This is a genomic window from Flagellimonas sp. MMG031 (genome assembly GCF_040112705.1).
Classification (GTDB): domain Bacteria; phylum Bacteroidota; class Bacteroidia; order Flavobacteriales; family Flavobacteriaceae; genus Flagellimonas.
Map to the genome: position 1 here is coordinate 2,394,322 of NZ_CP157804.1, position 23,039 is coordinate 2,417,360.

At 42.4% G+C, this 23,039-nt stretch carries 18 protein-coding genes; 9 read left to right on the forward strand and 9 right to left on the reverse strand.

Going from position 1 to position 23,039, the window contains the following annotated elements; translation table 11 throughout:
• Positions 1 to 42: 42 nt before the first annotated feature.
• From nusB to ABNE31_RS10795, 5 genes are all read left to right on the forward strand, one after another.
• Positions 43 to 990 carry a transcription antitermination factor NusB gene (nusB, locus tag ABNE31_RS10775; protein ID WP_349351127.1) on the forward strand — a complete coding sequence of 316 codons (948 nt, stop codon included), beginning with the start codon at positions 43 to 45 and terminating at the stop codon, positions 988 to 990.
• Between the two features lie 38 nt (positions 991 to 1,028).
• Positions 1,029 to 1,505, forward strand: coding sequence for a DUF1573 domain-containing protein (locus tag ABNE31_RS10780; RefSeq protein WP_179385569.1), 477 nt, complete (start codon positions 1,029 to 1,031; stop codon positions 1,503 to 1,505).
• A 13-nt stretch (positions 1,506 to 1,518) separates the two neighbouring features.
• Positions 1,519 to 1,809: a preprotein translocase subunit YajC gene (gene yajC, locus ABNE31_RS10785; RefSeq protein ID WP_293284933.1), complete on the forward strand. Its 291-nt coding sequence runs from the start codon at positions 1,519 to 1,521 to the stop codon at positions 1,807 to 1,809.
• Positions 1,810 to 1,896: 87 nt separating this feature from the next.
• Positions 1,897 to 3,246 carry a Gfo/Idh/MocA family oxidoreductase gene (locus ABNE31_RS10790; RefSeq protein WP_349351128.1) on the forward strand — a complete coding sequence of 450 codons (1,350 nt, stop codon included), beginning with the start codon at positions 1,897 to 1,899 and terminating at the stop codon, positions 3,244 to 3,246.
• Between the two features lie 166 nt (positions 3,247 to 3,412).
• Positions 3,413 to 4,453: a hypothetical protein gene (locus tag ABNE31_RS10795; protein WP_349351129.1), complete on the forward strand. Its 1,041-nt coding sequence runs from the start codon at positions 3,413 to 3,415 to the stop codon at positions 4,451 to 4,453.
• Positions 4,454 to 4,501: 48 nt separating this feature from the next.
• On the opposite strand, the gene ABNE31_RS10800 is transcribed toward ABNE31_RS10795, so the two are convergent.
• The 5 genes from ABNE31_RS10800 to ABNE31_RS10820 all read right to left on the reverse strand — a co-directional run bounded on the left by ABNE31_RS10800 (position 4,502) and on the right by ABNE31_RS10820 (position 8,381).
• Complete coding sequence (locus tag ABNE31_RS10800; protein WP_349351130.1) at positions 4,502 to 4,993, reverse strand: hypothetical protein; 492 nt, start codon at positions 4,991 to 4,993, stop codon at positions 4,502 to 4,504.
• A 138-nt stretch (positions 4,994 to 5,131) separates the two neighbouring features.
• Positions 5,132 to 5,515, reverse strand: coding sequence for a nuclear transport factor 2 family protein (locus tag ABNE31_RS10805; protein WP_349351131.1), 384 nt, complete (start codon positions 5,513 to 5,515; stop codon positions 5,132 to 5,134).
• A 32-nt stretch (positions 5,516 to 5,547) separates the two neighbouring features.
• A complete protein-coding gene (locus tag ABNE31_RS10810; RefSeq protein WP_349351132.1) occupies positions 5,548 to 5,940 on the reverse strand; it encodes a DUF1398 family protein in 393 nt (130 codons plus the stop codon).
• A gap of 272 nt (positions 5,941 to 6,212) precedes the next feature.
• The gene (locus ABNE31_RS10815) at positions 6,213 to 7,331 is read right to left on the reverse strand and encodes a GTP cyclohydrolase (protein WP_349351133.1); all 1,119 of its coding nucleotides are present in this window, start codon (positions 7,329 to 7,331) and stop codon (positions 6,213 to 6,215) included.
• A 66-nt stretch (positions 7,332 to 7,397) separates the two neighbouring features.
• Positions 7,398 to 8,381: a transporter gene (locus ABNE31_RS10820; protein WP_349351134.1), complete on the reverse strand. Its 984-nt coding sequence runs from the start codon at positions 8,379 to 8,381 to the stop codon at positions 7,398 to 7,400.
• 87 nt (positions 8,382 to 8,468) lie between these two features.
• Between ABNE31_RS10820 and ABNE31_RS10825 the strand changes: the two genes are divergently transcribed.
• The 4 genes from ABNE31_RS10825 to ABNE31_RS10840 are packed head-to-tail and all read left to right on the forward strand — an operon-like array spanning position 8,469 to position 13,913.
• Entirely contained in the window at positions 8,469 to 8,729 is a 261-nt protein-coding gene (locus tag ABNE31_RS10825; protein WP_349351135.1) for a DUF4834 family protein, read from the forward strand.
• 24 nt (positions 8,730 to 8,753) lie between these two features.
• Entirely contained in the window at positions 8,754 to 11,192 is a 2,439-nt protein-coding gene (locus tag ABNE31_RS10830; RefSeq protein WP_349351136.1) for a YfhO family protein, read from the forward strand.
• Positions 11,185 to 12,453: a glycosyltransferase gene (locus ABNE31_RS10835; protein ID WP_349351137.1), complete on the forward strand. Its 1,269-nt coding sequence runs from the start codon at positions 11,185 to 11,187 to the stop codon at positions 12,451 to 12,453. The genes ABNE31_RS10830 and ABNE31_RS10835 overlap by 8 nt, the downstream gene beginning before the upstream one ends.
• Complete coding sequence (locus ABNE31_RS10840; RefSeq protein ID WP_349351138.1) at positions 12,453 to 13,913, forward strand: polysaccharide biosynthesis C-terminal domain-containing protein; 1,461 nt, start codon at positions 12,453 to 12,455, stop codon at positions 13,911 to 13,913. Before ABNE31_RS10835 ends, ABNE31_RS10840 begins: the two co-directional genes overlap by 1 nt.
• 50 nt (positions 13,914 to 13,963) lie before the next feature.
• Here the strand turns inward: ABNE31_RS10840 and ABNE31_RS10845 are convergent, their stop codons facing one another.
• From ABNE31_RS10845 to ABNE31_RS10860, 4 genes are all read right to left on the reverse strand, one after another.
• Complete coding sequence (locus ABNE31_RS10845; RefSeq protein WP_349351139.1) at positions 13,964 to 15,178, reverse strand: hypothetical protein; 1,215 nt, start codon at positions 15,176 to 15,178, stop codon at positions 13,964 to 13,966.
• A 118-nt stretch (positions 15,179 to 15,296) separates the two neighbouring features.
• A complete protein-coding gene (locus tag ABNE31_RS10850; protein ID WP_349351140.1) occupies positions 15,297 to 17,213 on the reverse strand; it encodes an OmpA family protein in 1,917 nt (638 codons plus the stop codon).
• Between the two features lie 10 nt (positions 17,214 to 17,223).
• A complete protein-coding gene (locus tag ABNE31_RS10855; protein WP_349351141.1) occupies positions 17,224 to 18,186 on the reverse strand; it encodes a type IX secretion system membrane protein PorP/SprF in 963 nt (320 codons plus the stop codon).
• Positions 18,187 to 18,224: 38 nt separating this feature from the next.
• On the reverse strand, positions 18,225 to 22,694 hold the full coding sequence (locus tag ABNE31_RS10860) for a gliding motility-associated C-terminal domain-containing protein (protein ID WP_349351142.1): 4,470 nt from the start codon (positions 22,692 to 22,694) through the stop codon (positions 18,225 to 18,227).
• Positions 22,695 to 23,039: the final 345 nt, after the last annotated feature.

Below are 23,039 nucleotides of genomic sequence, written 5' to 3' on the forward strand. Positions count from 1 at the left end.
GCGCTGTGAAAGCCAAACAATGACTTTAAAAGTTCTTTAAACATGTTAACCAGAAGGCACATTAGGGTAAAAGTGATGCAATGTATTTATGCATTGGTGCAATCCAAGGACGACTCCTTGCAAAAACAGGAAAAATTCCTAAGGGTAAGTATTGAAAACATGTATGTACTTTACCTTTTAATTTTAAGCCTTTTGGCGGAATTGCACCGTTTGGCCGAAAAACATGTCAGCCACTCCTCCAAAAAGTACGTGGCCACGGAGGAGGACAAATATCCCGACCCACAAAAATTCGTCAAAAACCGATTGTTGTTGCAATTGGTGAACAATCAAGCGTTGAAAGATGAACTTTCCAAGCGTAAGTTGGACAATTGGTATTTGAACGACGAGTACGTTAAGATTATTCATAAGGCCATGGTATCCAGTGACATCTACAAGAAGTATATGTCCACTGCGGATAGTGATTATGCGGAGGACAGGGATATGGTGATTCAACTTTTTAAGGAAATCATTGCACCGAACGAAAAGATCTATGATTACTTCGAGGACGATAAATTGACCTGGGTGGATGATTTCCCCATTGTGAACACCTTTTTGGTAAAGCGCCTCAAAAAGGCCAAGCCCGATTCTGGAGACCGTTTCTTTTTGCCGGCCCTGCTCAAGGACCAGCAGGATATGGATTTTGCCAATAGCCTGTTGACCAAGACCTTGCTCAATGATGCCAAATGGGAAAAGGAAATTGAGGGCAAAACGCCCAATTGGGACAACGACCGAATCGCCGAAATCGATTCCATCGTTTTGAAGATGGCCATTTGCGAGCTGCTCAATTTCCCTTCAATTCCAGAAAAAGTAACGCTGAACGAATATTTGGAGATAGCGAAGGAGTATTCCACGCCCAAGAGCAGTATCTTTATCAATGGGGTGTTGGACAAGTTGGCAAAGGAGTATAAAGCCGACGGAAGGCTTCAAAAAATAGGAAGGGGTTTGCAATAAACAATTATTCCGTAATTTTGGGAAAACAAATTTTAATCATGAAAAGAATAACAACAATTTTAAGTTTGATCATGGTAGTCGCCATCATGGGCGTATCATGCAAGGACAAAGCATCTGAAAAGATAGTTGCTGACAATGTTGAAAGTGCTGTAAACAGGGATGAGGCCGCCAAAATGGTACCCGTAATGACCTTTGATAGAGTAGAGCACGATTTTGGAACCATCCAAAGAGGTGAAGCGCAAGAAACTGTTTTCTCCTTTACCAATACAGGAAACGCTCCCTTGATCATTACCGATGCCAAAAGTAGCTGTGGTTGCACCGTGCCGAATCCTCCAAAAGATCCTATTGCACCAGGAGAAAAAGGAGAATTGTTGGTAAAATTTAACGGTTCCGGACAAAACCAGGTGACCAAAACGATTACCGTTACCGCAAATACTGCCAAAGGTTCCGAACTTTTGAGAATCAAGGCATTTGTGCAAGCACCAGGAGCTACACCAGCAGGTCCTGTAAAATAACTAAAAGACCTCAATGGAAAACCTAGGACAATTTTTACCGCTGATCTTGATTTTTGCCGTGGCGTACTTCTTTATGATTCGCCCCCAGATCAAACGTCAGAAGGATGAGAAAAAATTCGCTTCAGAATTGAAAAAAGGTGATAAAATCATCACCAAAAGTGGGCTTCACGGCAAAATCGTGGAATTGAACGACAACGATTTTTCGTGTGTCATCGAAACCATGGCCGGCCGTTTAAAGTTCGACCGCTCTGCCATTTCCATGGAAATGAGCCAAAAGTTGAACGCCCCTGCGACAAAGAAGTAAGCGTTTTTAGAAATAAATCAATTCGCGTCCCTTGGAGCAACAACTTCAAGGGACGTTTTTTTGTATCTTATCCCAAATTTGAACAAGATGGGAACACGAAGACAATTTGTAAAACGCAGTGGATTGTACGTAGCGGGAATGGGAGCCTCCATGGTATTTCCCACCGAGCTGTTGGCCACCATTCGAAAAACCATAAGCCCCAACGACAAAATACAGGTAGGTTTGATCGGTTGCAAGGGCATGGGTTTTACGGATTTGACTTCCCTGTTAAAAAATAGCGAGGTAGATGTGGTCGCCCTTTGCGATGTGGATGAAAATGTACTTCGGGAAAGAACCTCGGATTTGGAAAAGGCAGGCATCAAAAAGCCTAAATGGTACTCGGATTACAGAAAATTATTGGAGGATACCGATATCGATATGGTCATTATTGGCACCCCGGACCATTGGCACTGTCTTCAGCTTACCGATGCCATTGATGCCGGCAAGGATGTGTATTGTGAAAAGCCGATTGCCAACTCCGTGGCAGAGAGCCAGGCCATGCTTGCCAAGGTGAACGGTAGTGACCGAATGGTACAGATAGGGCAGTGGCAACGTAGCGAGCCCCATTTTGTGGATGCCATTAACTACGTGCATTCCGGAAAATTGGGACAGATTCGTTTGGTGAAGACTTGGGCTTATCAAGGATGGATGCAGTCCGTACCCGTGTTGCCCAACAGTCCCGTGCCCAGTGGTGTGGACTATGATATGTGGCTGGGACCGGCCGAAAACCGACCGTTCAATAAAAATAAATTTCATTTTAGCTTTAGATGGTTCTGGGATTATGCGGGTGGTTTAATGGCGGATTGGGGCGTGCATTTGATTGACTACGCACTTTTCGGGATGAAAGCCTCTGCTCCTAAATCCGTAATGGCCATGGGAGGCAAGTTTGCCTACCCCAACGATGCAGCCGAAACACCCGATACCCTGCAAACGGTGTACGATTTTGGTGAATTTTCCCTGTTATGGGAACATGCCACCGGAATTGATGGTGGAAACTACGGACGAAATCATGGTATCGCCTTTATCGGGAATAATGGCACCTTGGTGGTGGACCGTGGTGGCTGGGAGGTGATTCCAGAACGGGACCGTCCCAATTGGGACCAAGATTTAGGACCAAAAATTGAGGCTGTCCCTTTGCAAACAGGTGGCGGGAACGGTTTGGACCTGCATACCCAAAACTTTTTGGAAGCGGTTAAAAAACGTGATGCATCCATTTTAAAAGCTCCTATCAAAGTGGGATACGATGCCGCCATGGTAAGCCATTTGGGCAATATCGCCTACAAAACAGGGGAACGCTTGTTTTGGGATACAGCGAATAACAGATTCAACCATACGGAAGCAGATGCCTTATTGGTGCCCCAATATCATAATGGTTGGGAGTTTCCGAAGATGGGGTAAGCTATATTTAAGTTAAACCAAGGAAATTAATATTGGTGAGTGCTTTTTGATTAAGTCTAATTTTTAGGCGTATCAACGGAATTATTGCTTACAAAAAACCAAACAGCTTATTATTATAAAATCGAATACGATTTACCAAGTATGGGGTAAATCCAACAACCTAATTATGACCCTATTTAAAAATTGTTCATGCTATGCACTTATTTTATTCTTCATAGGGTGTTCAAGCGTTGACAGCAACGAAATAGCAAATTCGGATGCAGCTGAAGAAGATACTGAGTCCCCTACAGAGAATCCTGACCCAAGCAACGAAAGTGTACTGGATTTGGTTAATGTCCAGTATTTAGCCGACACTCCAAAGCTAGCCATGGACTTGCACATGGTCTTAGGGAATTCGTTGTATTCCATTAAGGGGCAGGACACCTATGTTTTTAATTTCGATACAACGGTTTGGACCTATTTAGGCTCTGATCCAGATTTACCCAATTTTATTGCATCCGGTATCAGTTTTCTGAGAAATGGACTATGGACCATTTTCACATCAAGAGGTTTATACGAGTTCGATTTTAGTCTTCAAGATTGGAAGGCCATTGATGTATTTCCACTAAATGAGAATTTTTATATTTCTGCCTTTTACATTGAAGAACAGGATGCCATTTATTATGTTGACCCAGCCAACGGAAATCGAACCATTTATAAATACCTTTTGGATACCAATGAGTCAATTGCCCAAGGGGGTTATGGCCTCAAGGGTAGGTTCAGCTTAGTAAATCCCAACGCCTTTGTTTACAACAATGGACATTATATCACTTATGTTACAGACGAAGAAGTCTTTGAGGTGTATAAGTTCAGTAGTGATTTTACCAAGCTCGAAATGGTAAACAGCTACAATGTTGGTCATTCTTTGGACAATGGTGTTGCTATGCTATTTGGAGACTATATTATTTTTGGATTGGGAGGGACTTCCAGTTTAAACGAAGACCTATCAGTAACTTTTTTGAGGTCTGACCGAAGATTTTATTCCTACGATTTGGTCAATGATAAATTTTTAGATATTCCATCCTCTTTTTATGAAGGACGGATGAACGCAAGCTTGGTAACTTACAATAATGAGTTTTACTTGATTAATGGTTTCACTATAGAAAACAATCAAAACGAGCCTAAACTGTCCATGGAGAAACTGAAGTTTGACCACGTAACGAATTAAACATCTTATTTTTGACTCCCATAGCTCCAATTTAGTCTAGCTCAGTCTTTACTTGAAATATTTTGTTCTGACTGTAAATGGTAATCCCAAAAGCTTCCATTGTAAATTACTGCTGACATACCAAACAGTGCCACGACCGTCCTCTATCCCAACGCCATCGACAGATAGGAGCTCCCAGTCATATCCGCTGACAAATCCACTTAAAAAACTACTACTTTTAAGCGGAATGTATTTATTTCCTTGAACTGAATACTCCAAAAGGAAATGGATGTTCATAGTCCAATTGTCCTCCACCATATGATGTACCATTTTGGAACTATTAAAATTAGCATGGTCGTCCTTTAGATAGATGTTTTGATTTGCCTTTTCCGTACTGGATGCTACAATAATCTGTGTGACTCCAATGACCAAGAAGAGAATCTGAAAGGTTTTATACTTGGGGTTAAAAAACCGCTTTCCTTTAGCAAGAAAGTTGACATGCAAATAGAAAAAATAGAGAGGTAAGAAAACATTGATTAAGGACCATAAAAGATAAATCATAGAACTTTATTTGATTACGTACTGATTTCAGGCCTAATTTACAAAATATAGGTAAAATCTTACATGAATACTGAAGACATTAATGGTAGTTCGATTAAATAAGGGCTGCGATAGAACAAAAGTGATAATCTGTAAAAGTCAATTTTGAGTTTTCTGAATTACATATGAGGTAATAGCTTTCACTTTGACCCCTTTGGCACTGGTAAACCCATAAAAATCCGCAAATCCAAAAACACCGCCATCTTCCATGATCATTTCACCGTGAACCGCTGCTTCTTTGCCGTGGGTAACAATATCATTTATGGTGAGCTTTGAAACTTTATTCCCGCTCATATTTTCCAATGCTGATCTAAACGCCGCTTTTCCAGATATAGGGGTATTGCCAACCAAGGTCCAACTGATGTTATCGTCCAAGAATTGAAACACTTGATCTAGTTGGTAGGCTGCGAAATGGACGGTGAGATTTTTTATCAATTCGCTTTTGGGTGAGTTCCCACAATTTGATGGTAGTTGCAATTGCATTGGTGTTTTGGATTTATGCTGTTTTTTCTGATCTAAGAAACCGGAATAGGCTCAACCACCAACGCTCGTTCGGTTATATCCAGATAGGTCACTGTCATTTTAATCGTATCGGTGGTCCATTTATGTACGCCAGCATCCGCAGCCTGTGTACAAAAAGTCGGATAATCCGTTTGACCTTGTTGATGGATTTGTATGGCTTGTTTCAAATCTTCGGGAGAACCAACTTTGCTGACCTGGATTTCTGGATATTTGGCATCGACGTTGAGCAAAAATTCATCTTGACCATAATATATGGTTCGCCCATCCGAAACAAAATTATCGTAATGTGTTATTCCAATTTTCTTTAGGTCCTGTACAAAGGTAGGAAAGTCTGAGCCACTTTTGACCTTGGCAAAGGCCTCATGAATTTGACCTATTGTAAACATAATACCCTTATTTGTTATAGTTAAGATGCCACGCTATCCATTAAAGGTAACTTAAAACCTTTTAATTATTGTCATAAAACTTTATGGACCTTACCATTTATTTGGATAAATAAGATTCCTCGATTCATTAAATTTTTATGGATATGGATTCTTTTTTGCCCATTGGAAAGCCTTCTAGCTCGCCAATAGGTTGGCCATTCATTTTTAAACTGATAGCCGATTTAATCTACACTTCAATGAATTTAGGCTAACTTATAAAGGTTGAGTGTTTGCTAAATATCCTTCACATACGTCCTACGGCGCTTAATGACCTTGGGATCAAAATGCTTCCACATTTGTTGGATGGCGATATTGTCCTCCAATTCCGGGGTACGGATGCAGTTCACCACCCCGCGCTTTTTGAAAGCGTGGTAATACTCATTGAAAATAATGGAAGTAACGCCTTTGTTTTGGTATTTAGGATGGATGCCGATCAAGTAGAAAATAGCGTCCTTACTGTGCTTTCGGGCGTGGAGCAAGTGAAAAATCCCAAAGGGGAACAACTTTCCGTTGGCCTTTTGCAAGGCTTCGGAAAAAGAGGGCATCACAATGGCAAAAGCCACTAAATTATCTTCTGCATCCACCACAAATTTGATGTACTCCGGGTTGATGAAGCTGATGTATTTTTTTTTAAAATACTCCTTTTGGATATCGGTAATCTTTACGAAAGAGGACAATTTGGCGTAGGTCTCGTTGAAGAGGTCGAACATCTTATCCACCCACGGCATAATGTCCGCGCTTTTTTCAAAGTTCATTTCGCGGAGGCCGTATCGCTTTTTGATCAACAGATTGGCTTTGGCGAACAGTTTTGGGTCTGCATTGGCTGCAGGGAATTTGCTCTCCCGGTATTCTTTTTCCTTGGTAAAACCATGCTGTTCATAATGCGATTGGTAGTAGGGATGGTTGTACCACGTCACCATGGTACCAATGTGGTCAAAACCCTCTGTGAGCACGCCGACCTTATCCAAATTGGAAAAGCCCACAGGACCTTCCATAAATTCCAAATTATTGGCTTGTCCAATTTCCTTGACTTTGTCCAACAAGGCTTTGGAAACTTCAAGGTCATCAATAAAATCAAACCATCCAAAGCGCATCTTTTTGAGTCTCTGTTCCTTGACTTCCAACCAATTAATGATGGCCGCTACGCGTCCAACCACCTTACCATCTTTAAGGGCCAAAAAGAATTGGGCCTCGGCGGTTTTAAAAACCGGGTTGACATCTTTGTCAAAGGAGGCCATCTCATCTTTGATGATGGGCGGTACCCAATAGGGGGAACCTTTATACAGGCTGAACGGAAATTTTACGAAGCGCTTAAGGTCGGATTTGGACTGAACCTGCTGAACGGTAACCATAGTTGCAAATTAATCCCCAATATTATGAATATTACTTGCAGTAGAAAAATGAAGTTGTTACAAAACTTAAAAATCGATGGGTCCGTTGCGGCTTTTTCTGCGTTTTTTGGATTTTCGCTTGTTGGCGTTCTTTTTAATCTTCCCATTCATACCCGATTGTTGCTCAACAACTGGAATCATTTCATCCTTATGAAAATCCAATCGGTAGGAAAAACCAAGTACTACAAAAATGCGGGAAGGGTCGTTGTTAAAGCCGGAACCCAAATGAAAATCCGCCTGAAAATTAGGATTGATCAAACGAGCTACTCCTGTTCTCAAAATGATATCCGAATAGCGTTCGCCGGAAATACCCTGCCCTTCAAAGAAAACACTCCAACGTGGGTCACGAAAAGCATGGGTGACCGATAGGGCGTATCGCCATTCCGGGAAATCGGTGGTGATACGGTCGTACGCAATGTTGGAAATTAATACCACCCTTGGGGAAAGCCTACTTTGTGTTTGAATGCCGCCTCGGTACGAAACCTTGGGCTCGCCGGGATAAAAGGGATTGTCTCCTACCACAAAATTGGCCCCTCCGTACACCGAAACGGCAGGAATCAAGTTTTTCCATTGGAATAGGTTGTTGGCCCTCCAACTATATAAATTGGGCTTGTTACGTTCGGGATTTTTATAAGGATCGTACACCAGATATTTCAGTCCTACGCGGTTTCTGGAAAAATTGGTCAGTTTTCCCTCAATCCCAAAATCAGGGTATGTAATGTTCTGGGTAATAAAAGACCCCTCGGCAATAACCTCCAGTTCCTCAAAAAGCAACCCATATCTAAAAGCATAGTCTGCCCCAAAAATATTCGAGTCCGAGTTAAGGTCGGCGTTGTCCTGCTGCTCGTAGAGCATCCCAATCTCTGCCTGAATCACGTTTTTTCCAACGGAATAGGCACTGGCGGCCCTACCGGGTCGGTTGGAATTAATGACATCGGTATATTGGGCGGATAAAAAAGTGGGTAACAGAACGAAAAGAAAAAGTGACTTTTTGATCATGGAAAGGTCCATATAACTGGGTTTTTAATACTATTTTAAGATACGTTTGATGGGTTTAAGGGACTAACAGTGTAACTTTGATTCGATAACTGAGGTTATATGGTTTTATTACAAACGATTTTAATTGTCATATTAGTATACTACGGGCTTAAATTCCTGTTGAAGTGGTTGGCGCCAAAACTCTTGAATTATGCGGTAAAAAAGACCAATGAACGCTTTAATGAGCAGTTTGGGAACCGACAAGATTTTGATACTGGGCAACCTAAGGAAGGAGAGACCATTATTTCCAAAAAGCCGCCCCGACGTTCCAACTCCTCAAAAAAAGTTGGAGAATACATAGATTTTGAGGAAATTGATTAATATTTGCCGAATCAAAACCTATCCATGACTCTTTCTCCAAAAGCCATTATCACCCACATTTGTGTTATCGCTTTGTTCATTCTTGCCTCACTGGTCTATTTTTATCCGGTTTTGCAGGGAAAAGCCATTTTTCAGTCCGATATTGCCCAGTACAAGGGCATGTCCCAAGAACGGGATGCGTACAAAGATTTGACAGGAGAGGAGTCCTATTGGACCAATAGTGCCTTTGGCGGTATGCCCACTTATCAACTGGGTGCCAATTATCCACATAATTACATCAAGGAACTGGACCGCTTGATTCGGTTTTTACCGCGGCCTGCCGACTATCTTTTTCTCTATTTGATTGGTTTCTATATCCTTTTGCTGTGTTTGAAGGTCGATTTTCGATTGGCAGCTTTGGGTGCCGTAGCTTTTGGTTTTTCCACCTACTTGATCATTATTCTTGGAGTAGGCCATAATGCCAAGGCACATGCAATGGGCTATATTCCGATGGTTTTAGGCGGGATTGTCCTCGTCTTCCGAAAAAAATATATCCTCGGTTTTATTTTGACGGCCTTGGCCATGGCATTGGAAATCAGTGCCAACCACTACCAAATGACCTATTATTTTATGCTTTTGGTACTGGTGATGGGCCTTGTTTATCTGATTTATGCCATCAAGGAAAAGGAATTAAAGCACTTTTTTGTCTCCGTGGGCATTTTGATACTGGCCGTGGCCCTATCCATTTTCACGAATGCGACCAGTCTGATGGCAACCAAAGAATATGCCGATTGGAGTACTCGGGGCACATCGGAACTCACCATTAATCCGGATGGAAGTGAAAAAGCCGTGTCCACCGGGTTGGATTACGAATACATTACCCAGTACAGCTATGGAATCGCCGAGTCGCTCAATTTGTTCGCACCTCGCTTGTTCGGCGGGTCGGGTAATGAGGATTTAGGAAGGGATTCCAAGGCTTATGAGTATTTGACCGACCAAGGGCTATCGCCTACCAAAGCACTGGAATTTTCCAGTGGACTGCCCTTATATTGGGGCGACCAGCCCATCGTGGCAGCACCGGCCTATGTGGGTGCCATTGTATTTTTCCTGTTCGTTTTGGGTGCTTTCTTGGTGGATGGTAAAAAGAAATGGTGGTTGTTGTCAGGCGCCATTTTATCGCTCCTACTTTCCTGGGGTAAAAATTTTCCGTTGCTCACCAATTTTATGATCGACTATTTCCCGTTGTACAATAAATTCAGGGCGGTTTCTTCGATTCAAGTGGTATTGGAACTTTGTTTGCCCGTTTTGGGAATTTTGGGGATTCGCGAGTTATTCAAATCTTCCGTTGATAAAAAAGAAAAGCTAAAAGCTTTAAAACTGAGCTTCTTTATTTCCTTGGGACTTGGTATTCTGATTTTCTTGCTAAAAGGCTTCTTTGATTTTGAAGGGCTCCGTGATGAAACTTATCGCGGGTACTTTGGCGACGAATTGATGACCATGATCCAGCGGGATCGCGAAGCGGTATACATCAACGACACCATCCGTTCCATTATTTATGTGGCATTGGCCGCGGCGGTACTTTGGTTCTTTATCAAAGATAAAATCAATAAAAATATACTGGTTTTTGCCTTGGGCGCCTTGATTCTGTTTGATTTGGTAGGTGTGGACCTGAGGTATGTGAATGAGGGGGATTTTGTACGCCAGCGACAGGTCAACCAACCATTCCAGGCCAATCAAATCGACCAAATGATCCAGCAGGACGATTCCATTTACCGGGTGTTCGACCCACAAGAAGGAATCAACGGAGCGCGAACGTCCTATTTCCATAAATCCATTGGAGGCTATCATGCCGCTAAACCAAGGGCGCTGCAAAATTTGTTTGAATACCATCTCTACCAAAACAACCTTCAGGTGTTGAACATGCTGAACGTCAAATACATCATTCAGCAAGATGAGGAGGGAAACAGCTATCCCGCTGTTAACCCCGACGCCAACGGCAATGCGTGGTTTGTGGACCAATTGCTACCGGTTTCATCTGCCAACGAAGAAATTCTTAAGCTAAAAGATTTCAATTCCAAAACGCAGGCCGTGGTGAACACTTCGGAATATCCCGAATTGACCAAACTTCGGTATTCAGTGGATTCTTTGGCCCGTATCGATTTGGTGGATTATCGCCCGAACAATATTACCTACACCACCAACAACCCAAATGATGGTTTTGCGGTCTTTTCCGAAATGCATTATCCTTCGGGCTGGCATGCGTTTATCGATGGTACACCACAGGAGCATTATCGCGTGGATTATGCCCTTCGCGGCATGAAGGTTCCGGCAGGTCAGCATAACATCGAGTTCAGGTTTGAGCCCGAAGTGGTGGAAACGGGAAGCCAAATTACGTTGGCGGCGAATGCACTGCTCGGTCTGATTGTTGTTGGGGGACTTGGTTTCACCCTGTTCCGCAGAAAAAAGGAAAAGACAGATGCGTAAAATCTTGGTCATAGCGTACTATTGGCCACCAGCAGGGGGACCAGGGGTACAGCGTTGGCTAAAGTTCACCAAATACCTCCCAGATTTCGGTATCCAGCCCATCGTGTATGTTCCTGAAAATCCAAGTTATCCATTGGTGGATGACAAATTGGTAGATGAGGTTCCAGCGGACATCAAAATTCTGAAACAGCCCATCAAAGAGCCTTATGGGTGGGCTTCGCTGTTATCCAAAAAGAGGACTGAGACCATTAGTTCTGGAATCATCAAGGAAAAGAATCCTTCCTTTATGGAAAAGCTCCTGTTGTGGATTCGGGGGAACTTTTTCATTCCGGATGCCCGCAAACTCTGGGTAAAACCATCCATTTCCTATCTGGCCAAGGTGATTGCAGACGAGGGTATTGAGACCATCATTACTACGGGACCACCGCACAGTCTGCATTTGATCGGACTGGGACTCAAAAAGAAATACAACATTCAATGGATTGCGGATTTTCGAGATCCGTGGACTTCGATTGGATATCATAAAAAGCTACGATTGACCGAATCATCCCGCTTAAAACACGAAGCCCTGGAAAGGTCTGTATTGGTGAAAGCGGATAAAATTGTGGTGACCAGTAACACCACAAAATCAGAATTTGAAGCCATAACGCCCAAACCCATTAAGGTAATCACCAATGGTTTTGATGATGAACTGCAGCCCGTGGAACAGGATGCCGACTTCACTATTTCGCATGTGGGCTCTTTATTGACGGGCCGGAATCCCTTGGGGTTGTGGCAAGCGTTACAGGAATTGATTGCCGAAAACGAAAGCTTCAAAAAGTCGCTCAAGGTACAATTGGCCGGAGTAGTGGGAGAGGAAGTGCTCCAATCCATCAAGGAATATGGACTTTCAGCTTATGTGGCCCAACTCGGTTATCTTTCCCATCCCGAGGTGTTGGAAACCCAACAAAAGTCGCAATTATTATTGCTTTTGGAAATTGATGCTGAAGAGACCCGGGGTATTATTCCGGGCAAGTTATTTGAATATTTGAACGCCAAGCGTCCTATTTTGGCCATCGGGCCCAAAGGATGGGAAGCGGGTAATATGGTGGAGCAGCACCAAGCTGGGCATATGTGCCTGCACCAGGATGTAGCGTCCTTAAAACGTGTAGTTTTGGAGGCATTTCAAAAATATGAAAAAGGGAATTTGAACTGTGACTCGGTAGGAGTGGAGCACTACCACAGAAAGGCGTTAACGGAATCTTTGGCTAAATTTATCTAATGGGCGTTGTACTAAAACAATCCATACAAAATACGGTGGTGACCTATTTGGGGTTCTTTTTTGGAGCCATCAACACCTTGTTTTTGTACACGAAAATCCTTCCAGATGAATATTATGGACTGGTTACCTTCATTTTGGCCTCAGGTGCTATTTTGATGCCTTTGATGGCTTTCGGGGTGCACAATACGATGGTGAAGTACTACAGTAATCACCTGGAAACGGAAAAGGATGGGTTCTTTACTTTGATGCTGTTGATTCCATTGTTGGGAATACTTCCTGTGGCCCTCATTGGACTGATATGGTACGAACCTATCGGGAATTGGGTGTCCCAAGTAAACCCCATGGTGAAGGATTACCTTTGGTATGTGTTCTTTGTAGGGCTGGCGATGGGCTATTTTGAGGTATTTTATTCATGGGCCAAAGTACATCTCAAATCGGTATTCGGGAATTTTATGAAGGAGGTGTTTGCCCGTATTGGAGTTTCCATATTATTGATTCTTTTCTATTTTGAATTGATTTCGCTGGACCTGTTTTTTAAATGCTTGGTGGGACTCTATCTGTTACGGACTCTTATCATCAAACTGTATGCATTCCGACTGCGAATGCCCCGATTGGTTTTTACATTTCCACCATATACCAAAGAAATTTTGTCCTATTCTTTCCTGATTATTTTAGGAGGTTCGGCCGCCTTGATCTTGTTGGAAATCGATAAGGTGATGCTCAATCAGTTCATTAGCATAGAGAATGTGGCCTATTATGGGGTGTCGGTTTACATCGCTACGGTGATTATTGTGCCATCACGGGCCATGCACCAGATTACCTATCCACTTACGGCCGAATTGCTCAATACCCAAAACAGTGTGGGATTGGACAGTTTATATAAAAAAACATCGCTGACGCTTTTTATTGCATCAGGTATTTTGTTTGTACTCATCATTCTAAATCTGAACGATTTGTATTTGATGTTGCCCGAAAATTATCGAAACGGCTTTACGATTGTGTTTTTGATCGGGTTGGCCAAGGTGATGGACTCCCTGTTGGGCAATATCAACTCTATTTTATACAATTCACAGTATTACAAAACGGTACTGGTCTTTGGGGTCTGTTTGGCGGCACTGACCATTTTCCTGAATTATCTGTTGATTCCCAAATGGGGCCTGGAAGGCGCAGCGGCTGCCAGTTTTATCTCCATTTTTATTTTTAATATGGTAAAGGTGGTTTTTGTGAAAATGAAATTTGGCATTTTGCCTTTTACTTCGGCTACCTTTAAGGTATTTGCCACTTTGGTTTTATTGGCTGTATTGTTTGATTTCGTCCAGTTCCAGTTCCATCCCATTCTGAACATTGCATTCAAGTCTTTTCTGGTGGTGCTGATGTATGTGGGGATTTTATACCGCTTTAATATATCTGAGGACGTTACGGGATTTTTATCCAAATGGCTTAAAAAAAATACCCCGTAGCGAATAAATCAACTACGGGGTAAAACAACTAACCAACCTAAAAAAACAATCTAATTATTTCTTCGGGAAGAACCTCTTGAGCTCGATGTTCTCGCACTGCTTTTTCGAGCGTTGGAGCTTCTGCTTACGGTTGCCCTAGAACTTTCTTTACGGCTTGCGGTACTTTTTCGCGTACTGGGCCTTGAACTTCTGGCAACTTCCCTTCTCGAAGAGTTGTCCCTTTTCACCGCAGACCTATTAGTTGTTCTCGATACGGTCTTTGGTTTTCTATAGGTGCTCTGTTCAGAACGTTTGATGGTTCTTCCCGTGGCAGCTGGACTCACTTTTCTGGAGTTGGAACTTCTCTCGTAAGAGGAACGGTTCGCTCTGTTGTTGGAAGCCGTTGCTCTTCCCGGTCTATTTACATTATTATTTGACTTTCTATAAGAATTGCTTCTATCATTTCGAGATTCAACTCTTTGTCTTTGTACCGAATTGCTGGAACGGTTCGCCATGCTATTTCCTCTTCGGGAATCATTTCTGGAAACCCTTGCATTGCTTCGGCCGTAATCAGCTCTTCTAACGTTATTGTCCCTAACCGATACTCTTCTGTCGTTACGATAGATATGCTCTCTTCTATATCTATTATCGTTTCGATATACCCTGCCCAAGCTGGCATATGCCCTTCTTGTGTTGTGTCGGTAAGGAGCGTAGTACGTATATCTTACAGGTGTGTAATACCTTCTATAAGGTCTTGCATACACATTACAGAAACCAACTGCTGGTCTTACAAAGAATCTATGGAAGGGTCTATATACATACCTTCTGTTGTATATATTGATAAATCCTGTATAGTGACTAAAAACGCCTCTATTGTAGAATATGTGCATTCCACCGATTCTACGAAGTCTTCCATTGTTGTACCAGATATCTACATTGCCAATTTGTGAGACACGACCATAGAAATCATAAAATATAGGGATGTTCTCTATTTGAATTACAGCTCCATAGTCATCATATTGTACAAATGGGTTATAATTGAATCCAGAGTTAAATGTGACTCCAACATTACCTATTTGCGCACCTACGCCTACATTTACTCTATTATCCATGTAGAAGTCGAACTCACCATCGGGGTAAACGGAAAACGTTACACCACCTTCCACAAAAATGAATGAATTTCCATGTCTAAAGTTTGTTGTGGTAGCTACATGGTTGATTGTTTCGGCTTGGATACTCGGTATTCCAAGAACAACCGCTGCTAAAAGGAGTACTAACTTTTTCATACTACAAGGTTTTAAGTTCTAGATGCAACTATTTACATCCACCTTGTATAATGCAATCAGCGTGCCACAAAATGTAACACGCTGATTTTCAGTAATCATGAATTAAGAAAATTACTGTTTATTTAATTATGAACATTGATCTTCGGTTTAATTGGTGTTCCTCTTGGGAGCAATTTACACCATTGGAACAATTGTTGATCAATTGGGATTCGCCGTATCCTTTGGCGGACAGTCTGTTTCTGTCGATTCCCTTACTTACCAACCATTCGAGAGTGGATTTTGCCCTTCTTTCGGACAATTGCATATTGTAGGCATCGTTTCCTCTGGAATCGGTATGGGACTCAATATGAATATTCAATTGCGGATATGCTTCCATTGCATTTAGGATTTTGGCCAGCTCCACTTCCGCATCTGGTCGGATGTTATGCTTGTCAAAATCAAAATAGATAGGCTGTAGCGATAGTCTACATCCCAAATCGTCCACAGGGCAATCGGGAGGAGTAAGTTGTAGATTGACTTCCATGCTGTCAACACCACTTTGAGTCTGTACGACTGTTTCGGAGGGCTCATATTCTTTTTCCGCGAAGGATGCCCTAACGGCATATTGATCATTACAATCCGCCAAGGGACCAAAGTCATAACGTCCATTGGCGTCAACCACTTTTTGGGCAACCACTTTGCTACTGCTGTCAAGCAATACGACATCTGAACCTTGTAGGGGTGCACCAGTCTTTGCATCTGTTACCATACCATGAATCGTAATCTTACAATCTGCTGTAAAGGCAAGGATATCATCGGAACTACTGCCTTGGTCCCCGAAACGATTGGAAGATATATAGCCTATTTTGCCCGTCTCGTCCATCACATAACCAAAATCATCCAAATTGCTGTTGATGGGTTTTTTAAGGTTGGTCACTGTAGGGTAGGGGCCTGTTTCGTTCAAGGAGACAACAAAAATATCCAAACCGCCCAGTCCGGTATGGCCATCACTGGCAAAGTATAAATCTCCAGTTTTACTTATAAATGGGAACGATTCCCGCTGTTTGGTATTTATTTTTGAACCAAGATTTACGGGTTGGCCATAGTTGCCGTTGCCCAGAATATCCACATACCAAATATCGGAGGCTCCTAAACTTCCATTTCTGTTAGAAGAAAAATATAGTCGGTTTTCTTCAGGGTTAAGCGCTGGATGTGCAGTAGAGAAGGAATCCTCGTTAAAGGGAAGTTCTACAACATTGCCCCATGAACCATCTTCTTGCAAACTCGCCCTGTAGATTTTAAGGGTCACTAAACGTTCCTTTCCACGCTTCTTTTTACCATTGATATAGTTGTTTCGGGTAAAATAGATGGTTTTGCCATCTTTGGTGAAGACCGCTGACGATTCGTGATACGGGGAATTGATATCGCCCTCCAATTTTTTAATGTTTTTCAGCTGACCATTTTCATCAATTTCAGCTTCGAACAGGTCTAGATAGGGAAGGCCGTTCCAATCGTGTATTTTGCTTCCTTCCGTATCGATGGAAGAAGAAGCGAACACAATTTTGTCACCATAGTAAGAGGGGCCAAAATCTGACCCATTCATCCCATCGGTGATATTTTTTACTTGATACTGGTTATTTTGCGTACTCGCCAAATATTGATAGGTATCCCAATTGGGGTAGGTAGCTCCCGAGGTTTCCATATATTTTTCCATGAGGGATTTGGATTCTTCCAATTTCCCGATGGATTTTAAACTTTGGGCGGCACGGTAATAGTATTCCGATTCCACTTCGTTGGGGTAGGTGTCCACCAATTTCAAGTACCATGTAGCCGCATCGGCGTATTCACTGTTGAAATAATATGTGTCTCCTAATTTTTTGTAGACCTGAGCGGAAGAATAACCATCTTCCACAACACTTAGATATATTTTTCGTGCATCTATGTAATCAAAATTGAAGAAATCCTCGTTGGCCTTTTTAATTTTGCTTTCCTGAGCCAAACCTACTTGTAGGGTACAAATGGCGTAAAGGATATAAATAATATTCTTTGAGTTCATGGTGCTATTTTTAGAAGAATCTTGGGGTTATTACACGATTGGCTTTATTGAAAATATCAAAGCGAAGGAACACTTCGTAAGATCCATTGCTATACTGTTCGATGTTGGTCGATTGATAGTCATAACCAAATCCTGCAAAGAATCCAGGTGTTATTTGAAATCCGGCAAGGGCACTTACGGCTGCGCTCCAGCGATAGGATGCTCCAAGTGTTAGCTTTTCATTGATCAAGAAGTTGGCGGAGAGGTCCCATTGCAGTGGAGAGCCACTTACATATTTTACCAATGTTGCTGGCTTAAATTTCAAGTTTTCATTTAGGTCGAATACATAACCTGTAATGAAAAAGTAGTGCAAACGTTCTACGGCAATGTCATTGGTGTTGGCATTTTGTAGGGAACTTTCATCAAAATGTGTAGTGTTCAAAAAATTGGGTACTGACAATCCTGCATAGAACCTATCAGAATTTAAGTAAAGCCCTGCACCAACCTGGGGCCTAAGCCTATTGTCCACATTCGACTGAAAAAAGGGGTCAGACTGTTCAGATAATGTAAGCCTTGTGTAATCGATATCCAAAACGTCCATACCTGCTTTTAAACCAAATGCCAATTTATAATTATATGACAGATTGATTGAATATGAGTAATCTGCCGTTATGTTTGACTCCATCGCGGGACCAATTTTGTCATAGACTATGGAAAGGCCTAGCCCCATATTATCATACAAGCCTATTGGGGAGTTTACCGTGAAGGTTCCCGTTTCAGGGGAACCATCCAATCCAACCCATTGTGTCCTACCCAAGAAGCCAAAACTCAGTACTTCCCTAGATCCTGCGTAGGCAGGATTGATTACCTGTGTATTATACATGTACTGGGTAAATTGGGGGTCTTGCTGCCCATAGGAGGTTATTATGGCTGAGAGAAACGTCAATGCCACTAAGCAATGGTTCCTATTTATTTTAAGATTCGTCATCCTCATTACTATTCTTGGTTCTTTATTGTGATTTTGTTTTGGTCTTAATTGTGGTTGATATAGAGATATCCTGTATAACTTTCTTCACCTGGATTTTCTGTGCCTGTAAAGGTTAGGATATAGAAATAGGTTCCGCTCGGGAGTTCCCTATCCTGCTGCAAAGTGGCCCTTCCCTCAGAAATTCCATAAAACAGATTGTTTCCTTGTCCGTATCCATCTACTTCGTATACCTGAACACCCCAGCGATTGAAAATCTTCAAGTTGTTGTTTGGATAGTTTTCGATGCCTAAGATTCTGAAGAAATCATTAAATCCATCTCCGTTGGGTGTAATACCATTGAAGATCTGGAACCCTATAGCTCCACCATCTGAACACGCATTGTTTGGAATGGTAATTTCTGTTGGATCATCCTCGGTATAGCTATTATTGTCGGATAGGTCCTGAAGTTGGAAATCAAAACCAACAATATCACCGACCACGGTAGCTTGGTTAATAAATACACCTGTATCAATATCTGTTTGCGTTAGACTATAGGAGAATTCGTAGGTCCACGTTTCTCCAGACGACAGTATACCATCTTCATTTTCATCACTGTTTTCTATAGGGCCGGAAATAACGCCGCCCAATAACCCATCGGTGAGTACCACATTTTCTACATTCCCAATACCACCGTTTAACACGGTGAAGGTGAATCCGATGGTGTCCACACAGTTGTCGTTATTGCTGTCCAACAACGTGGCTTGCTTTATAAGGCCAATGCCATTAAGGCCGTCACCATCGCCGCCATCTCCTCCGTTACTACCATCAGTGCAAGCATCGTTGGGAACAGCAATTTCTGTAGGTTCATTTTCCAAAAAGCTATCATCATCGGAAAAATCAAACACTTCAAAGTCAAAGCCCAATGGTTCGGCAGTTACTGTCGCTTGATTGAGGACAGCTCCATTATCAACATCCTGTTGGGTAATAGCGTACAAAGCTTGGTACGTCCAAGTCTCTCCTACGGAAAGTATACCATCATTATTAATGTCAGTATCATTTACTGGGCCACTAATTTCACCGTCTATCAGAGGGTCTATCAATACCACAGTGTCCAAGTCTGCACCACCATTATTGGTAACGGTAAATGTGTACAAGATGCTCTCTACGCATTCATCGTCGTTGATATCGGCCAAAGCTCCTTCTTTGATGAGACTAATGCTGGCACTTCCTTCGGTACAGGTGTCATCCGTTACGGGGGTTCTTGTGGGATTATCTTCCAAGAAATTGTCATCATCTGAAAAGTCCGACACTTCTAGGTCAAAATTGATTCGTTGGGCGGTTACAATGGCTTGATTTATCACAGCCCCATTATCGATATCATTTTGTGTGATGGCATATACGGCTTCATAGGTCCATGTCTCCCCTATCGATAGGACACCGTCATTGTTCTCATCCGTACCATCTACAGGTCCAGGAATTTCACCATCAAACAAGGAATCTTCCAAAATAACCTCATCAAGGTCAAAGGCACCGTTGTTGGTAATGGTAAAAGTGTAGAGAATACTTTCCAAACAGCCGTCACCATTGACATCAATCAGAACTCCCTCCTTTATCATGGCGATACTGGCCACACCATCGGTACAGGCGTCGTCTGGAACTGGGGTTCTGGTAGGTTCGTTCTCCAGTAAATTGTCATCATCGGACAAATCAAACACCTGAAGCTCAAAATTGATCCGTTCTGCCGTAACAGTGGCTTGGTTAATCACGGCACCATTGTCAATATCTTCTTGTTCAAGCGCATACACAGCTTCGTAGGTCCAGGTTTCGCCAACAGAAAGTATATTGTCGTTATTAACATCGGTACCATCTACTGGTCCTGGTATCGGACCTCCGAACAGTGGATCTTCCAAGTTTACTTCGTCAAGGTCGAAAGCTCCGTTGTTGGTAACAGTAAAGGTGTAGAGAATGCTATCTATACAACCATCACCAGTGGCATCTATCAAAACACCTTCTTTGATCAATCCTATGCTTGCTGTTCCGTCGGTACAGGCATCATCCGGGACAGGCGTTCTAGTGGGCTCGTCCTCTAGAAGACTGTCGTCATCGGAAAGGTCAAAAACTTGGCTGTCGAAGCCTACCGGCTCAGCAGTCACAGTAGCTTGATTGATTACGGCTGCATTGTCAATATCTTCTTGTGTGATGCCATGCAAGGCTTCGTAGGTCCAGGTTTCGCCAACAGAGAGAATACCATCATCATTCGTATCTGTTCCCGCCAATGGTCCTGGTATCGGACCTCCGAACAATGGATCTTCTAAGCTTACCTCATCCAAATCTATTCCTCCTGTATTGGTTACGGTGAAGGTGTAGAGAATACTTTCTATACAACCGTCGCCATTGTTATCTACCAATACACCCTGCTTGATCAGCCCAATCGCTGCGCCGTCTGTGCAAGCATCATCAGGAACAGGAGTTCTAGTGGGTTCGTCCTCAAAGAGGTTGTCATCGTCCGAAAGGTCTTGAACCATGACATTTCCAACGGTATACCCGGTTACAGTAGCTTGATTTACTACGGCTGCATTATCGATATCTTGTTGGGTAATGGCATACAATGCCTCATAGGTCCAAGATTCATTTACAGAAAGGATACCATCATTGTTTACGTCTGTTCCATCTATTGGCCCAGGAATATTGCCTCCAAACAAGGGATCTTCCAAGGTAATCTCGTCAAGATCTGCGTTTCCGGTATTGGTAACTGTAAAGGTGTATAAAATACTTTCTAAACAGCCATCTTCATTGACATCAACAACCACACCTTCTTTAATGAGTCCTATATTTGGTACTTGGCACTGGGTCAAGTCGACTACGGTAGGGTCATCTTCCAATAAGCTATCGTCATCAGAAAGGTCAGTAAGGATGATATCTGGTTCGTTCAATACAGTTGCACTAACTTCGGCTTGATTTATGACCGAACCGTTTGCAATATCTGATGGTTGGATTGGATAGGCACTAGTAAATAACCAGACTTCATCAGATTCCATTTGGCTATTACTATTGTCGTCACCAGCAACTAAGTCTATCGGAACACCCTCCAACAAGGGATCCGTAATGGTAATATTTTCTAAGGTTTCGCCGCTAACATTGGTAACGGAAAAAGTGTACAGCACAAAATTGCACCCTGCACCTGCATCAACATCATTTACTGCAAAACCAGTTTTAATAAGGGCAATACCAAAATTTGCTTGGCAATCGGCAAGGCTTATGATTGTTGAATCGTCTTCTAATATGCTATCATCATCCGATAAATCTGATACGGTGTTAAGAGGTTCGCCTTCTACATGGGCGGACACCTCGGCTTGGTTAACTACCTGACCGTTTAAAATGTCGGATGCCGTAATATCATAGATAGCGAAATACGACCAGCTTTCATCTATATCCAACAAATCATTATCGTTATCGTCACCAGAAAGATAAGTAGGTGTGTCCCCATTTAATAAGGGGTCTACTATCGAAACGTTTTGTAGGGGTTGCGGTCCTACATTGGTTACGGTGAAAGAATAAAGGACATAGTTACAGCCAGTTCCGGCATCAATATCCTCAATGGCAATACCTGTTTTGACCAATGCAATGTCACCTTGGCATTGGGTAAGATCTATCACGGTAGCTTCATCTTCGGAGTAACTATCATTATCCGATAAATCGGAAACCGATGTACCAAAGCCTTGTATATCCGCAGTGACTTCGGCCTGGTTCACTACCTGACCATTATTGATATCCTCGGGAGTGATATCGTAAAGAACGGCATATTGCCATACTTCGTCGGTGTCCAAAAAAGTATCCCCATTGGTATCCCCAGCAATTGGACCCGCTATTGGGTCCACCCCAATAAGTGGATCAATAAGTTCCACATTCTCCAGAACTTGCCCACCTTCGTTGCTCACCAAAAATGTGTAGAGGACAAAATTACATCCAGGGCCAGCATCGATGTCTTCAATGGCTACACCTGTTTTTATAAGTCCAATATTGCCTTGGCAAAAACTAAGGTCCGTTACAGTTTCATCATCGGGATTTATTCCATCGTCATCTGAAAGATCAAATACTGTTACCCCTGGCTGTCCCTGAACATCAGCTTCCACGTTGGCCTGGTTTGTAACAGACCCATTCACAATATCGGCTGGTTGAATGATGTAATTGGCCCGATAGATCCAGGTTTCCCCAGGATCCATTTCGCCAATAACATTGACATCACCTTCTGCTGGACCTGCCACAAGTCCTCCCAAGGAAGGGTCAGTAAGCTGAACTCCAGTAAGTATCTCCCCATTGGTACTGGTATTGGTCACTGTAAAGGTGTACTCAATAATGGCACAACCATTTTCTGATCCAGTGGCATCTCTTGCTACACCAGTTTTTATAAGTAATATGGAAGGTACAAATAGTTCGTTTTCGATTGAGTTACGGTTAGCCCTTAGTATGCCAGTCGCAACAAGCATAAGCACTAAAGCAACCGCAACAATTGTGTTACGTTTGATTATTGACACAAGTAGGTTTTTTGAATCATGGTTTTTCATGGGTAGAACTTTTGAGCATGCAGAACAAAATGATTTGATTTAGCAGTAGGACATTTTTAAACTTCAAACCCACCCTAATTACTATGGGCGGAAGTATTTCAATTTCCCGCACAAAAGAAAGAAAACCATGGTTTTTTGAGGACACCAATTGACGGATGCCCCTTTTGGATCAACGAATGCCCCTTCTGATCTGACGGATGCGTTTTACAGCATCTAATTTGTAAGAATATAGATACAAAGAAGTGAAGCTAAATGGCATTTGTAGCAACTTCATTAAAAAGCAAATAAGAAAATTCGGATTACAAGTTATCCAGA

What these genes read in the sequence shown, in the direction of transcription:
- nusB (WP_349351127.1), top strand. Translation starts at nt 43, where the DNA reads ATGTTAACCAGAAGGCACATTAGGGTAAAAGTGATGCAATGTATTTAT.
- ABNE31_RS10780 (WP_179385569.1), top strand. Translation starts at nt 1,029, where the DNA reads ATGAAAAGAATAACAACAATTTTAAGTTTGATCATGGTAGTCGCCATC.
- yajC (WP_293284933.1), top strand. Translation starts at nt 1,519, where the DNA reads ATGGAAAACCTAGGACAATTTTTACCGCTGATCTTGATTTTTGCCGTG.
- ABNE31_RS10790 (WP_349351128.1), top strand. Translation starts at nt 1,897, where the DNA reads ATGGGAACACGAAGACAATTTGTAAAACGCAGTGGATTGTACGTAGCG.
- ABNE31_RS10795 (WP_349351129.1), top strand. Translation starts at nt 3,413, where the DNA reads ATGACCCTATTTAAAAATTGTTCATGCTATGCACTTATTTTATTCTTC.
- ABNE31_RS10800 (WP_349351130.1), bottom strand. Translation starts at nt 4,993, where the DNA reads ATGATTTATCTTTTATGGTCCTTAATCAATGTTTTCTTACCTCTCTAT.
- ABNE31_RS10805 (WP_349351131.1), bottom strand. Translation starts at nt 5,515, where the DNA reads ATGCAATTGCAACTACCATCAAATTGTGGGAACTCACCCAAAAGCGAA.
- ABNE31_RS10810 (WP_349351132.1), bottom strand. Translation starts at nt 5,940, where the DNA reads ATGTTTACAATAGGTCAAATTCATGAGGCCTTTGCCAAGGTCAAAAGT.
- ABNE31_RS10815 (WP_349351133.1), bottom strand. Translation starts at nt 7,331, where the DNA reads ATGGTTACCGTTCAGCAGGTTCAGTCCAAATCCGACCTTAAGCGCTTC.
- ABNE31_RS10820 (WP_349351134.1), bottom strand. Translation starts at nt 8,381, where the DNA reads ATGGACCTTTCCATGATCAAAAAGTCACTTTTTCTTTTCGTTCTGTTA.
- ABNE31_RS10825 (WP_349351135.1), top strand. Translation starts at nt 8,469, where the DNA reads ATGGTTTTATTACAAACGATTTTAATTGTCATATTAGTATACTACGGG.
- ABNE31_RS10830 (WP_349351136.1), top strand. Translation starts at nt 8,754, where the DNA reads ATGACTCTTTCTCCAAAAGCCATTATCACCCACATTTGTGTTATCGCT.
- ABNE31_RS10835 (WP_349351137.1), top strand. Translation starts at nt 11,185, where the DNA reads ATGCGTAAAATCTTGGTCATAGCGTACTATTGGCCACCAGCAGGGGGA.
- ABNE31_RS10840 (WP_349351138.1), top strand. Translation starts at nt 12,453, where the DNA reads ATGGGCGTTGTACTAAAACAATCCATACAAAATACGGTGGTGACCTAT.
- ABNE31_RS10845 (WP_349351139.1), bottom strand. Translation starts at nt 15,178, where the DNA reads ATGAAAAAGTTAGTACTCCTTTTAGCAGCGGTTGTTCTTGGAATACCG.
- ABNE31_RS10850 (WP_349351140.1), bottom strand. Translation starts at nt 17,213, where the DNA reads ATGAACTCAAAGAATATTATTTATATCCTTTACGCCATTTGTACCCTA.
- ABNE31_RS10855 (WP_349351141.1), bottom strand. Translation starts at nt 18,186, where the DNA reads ATGAGGATGACGAATCTTAAAATAAATAGGAACCATTGCTTAGTGGCA.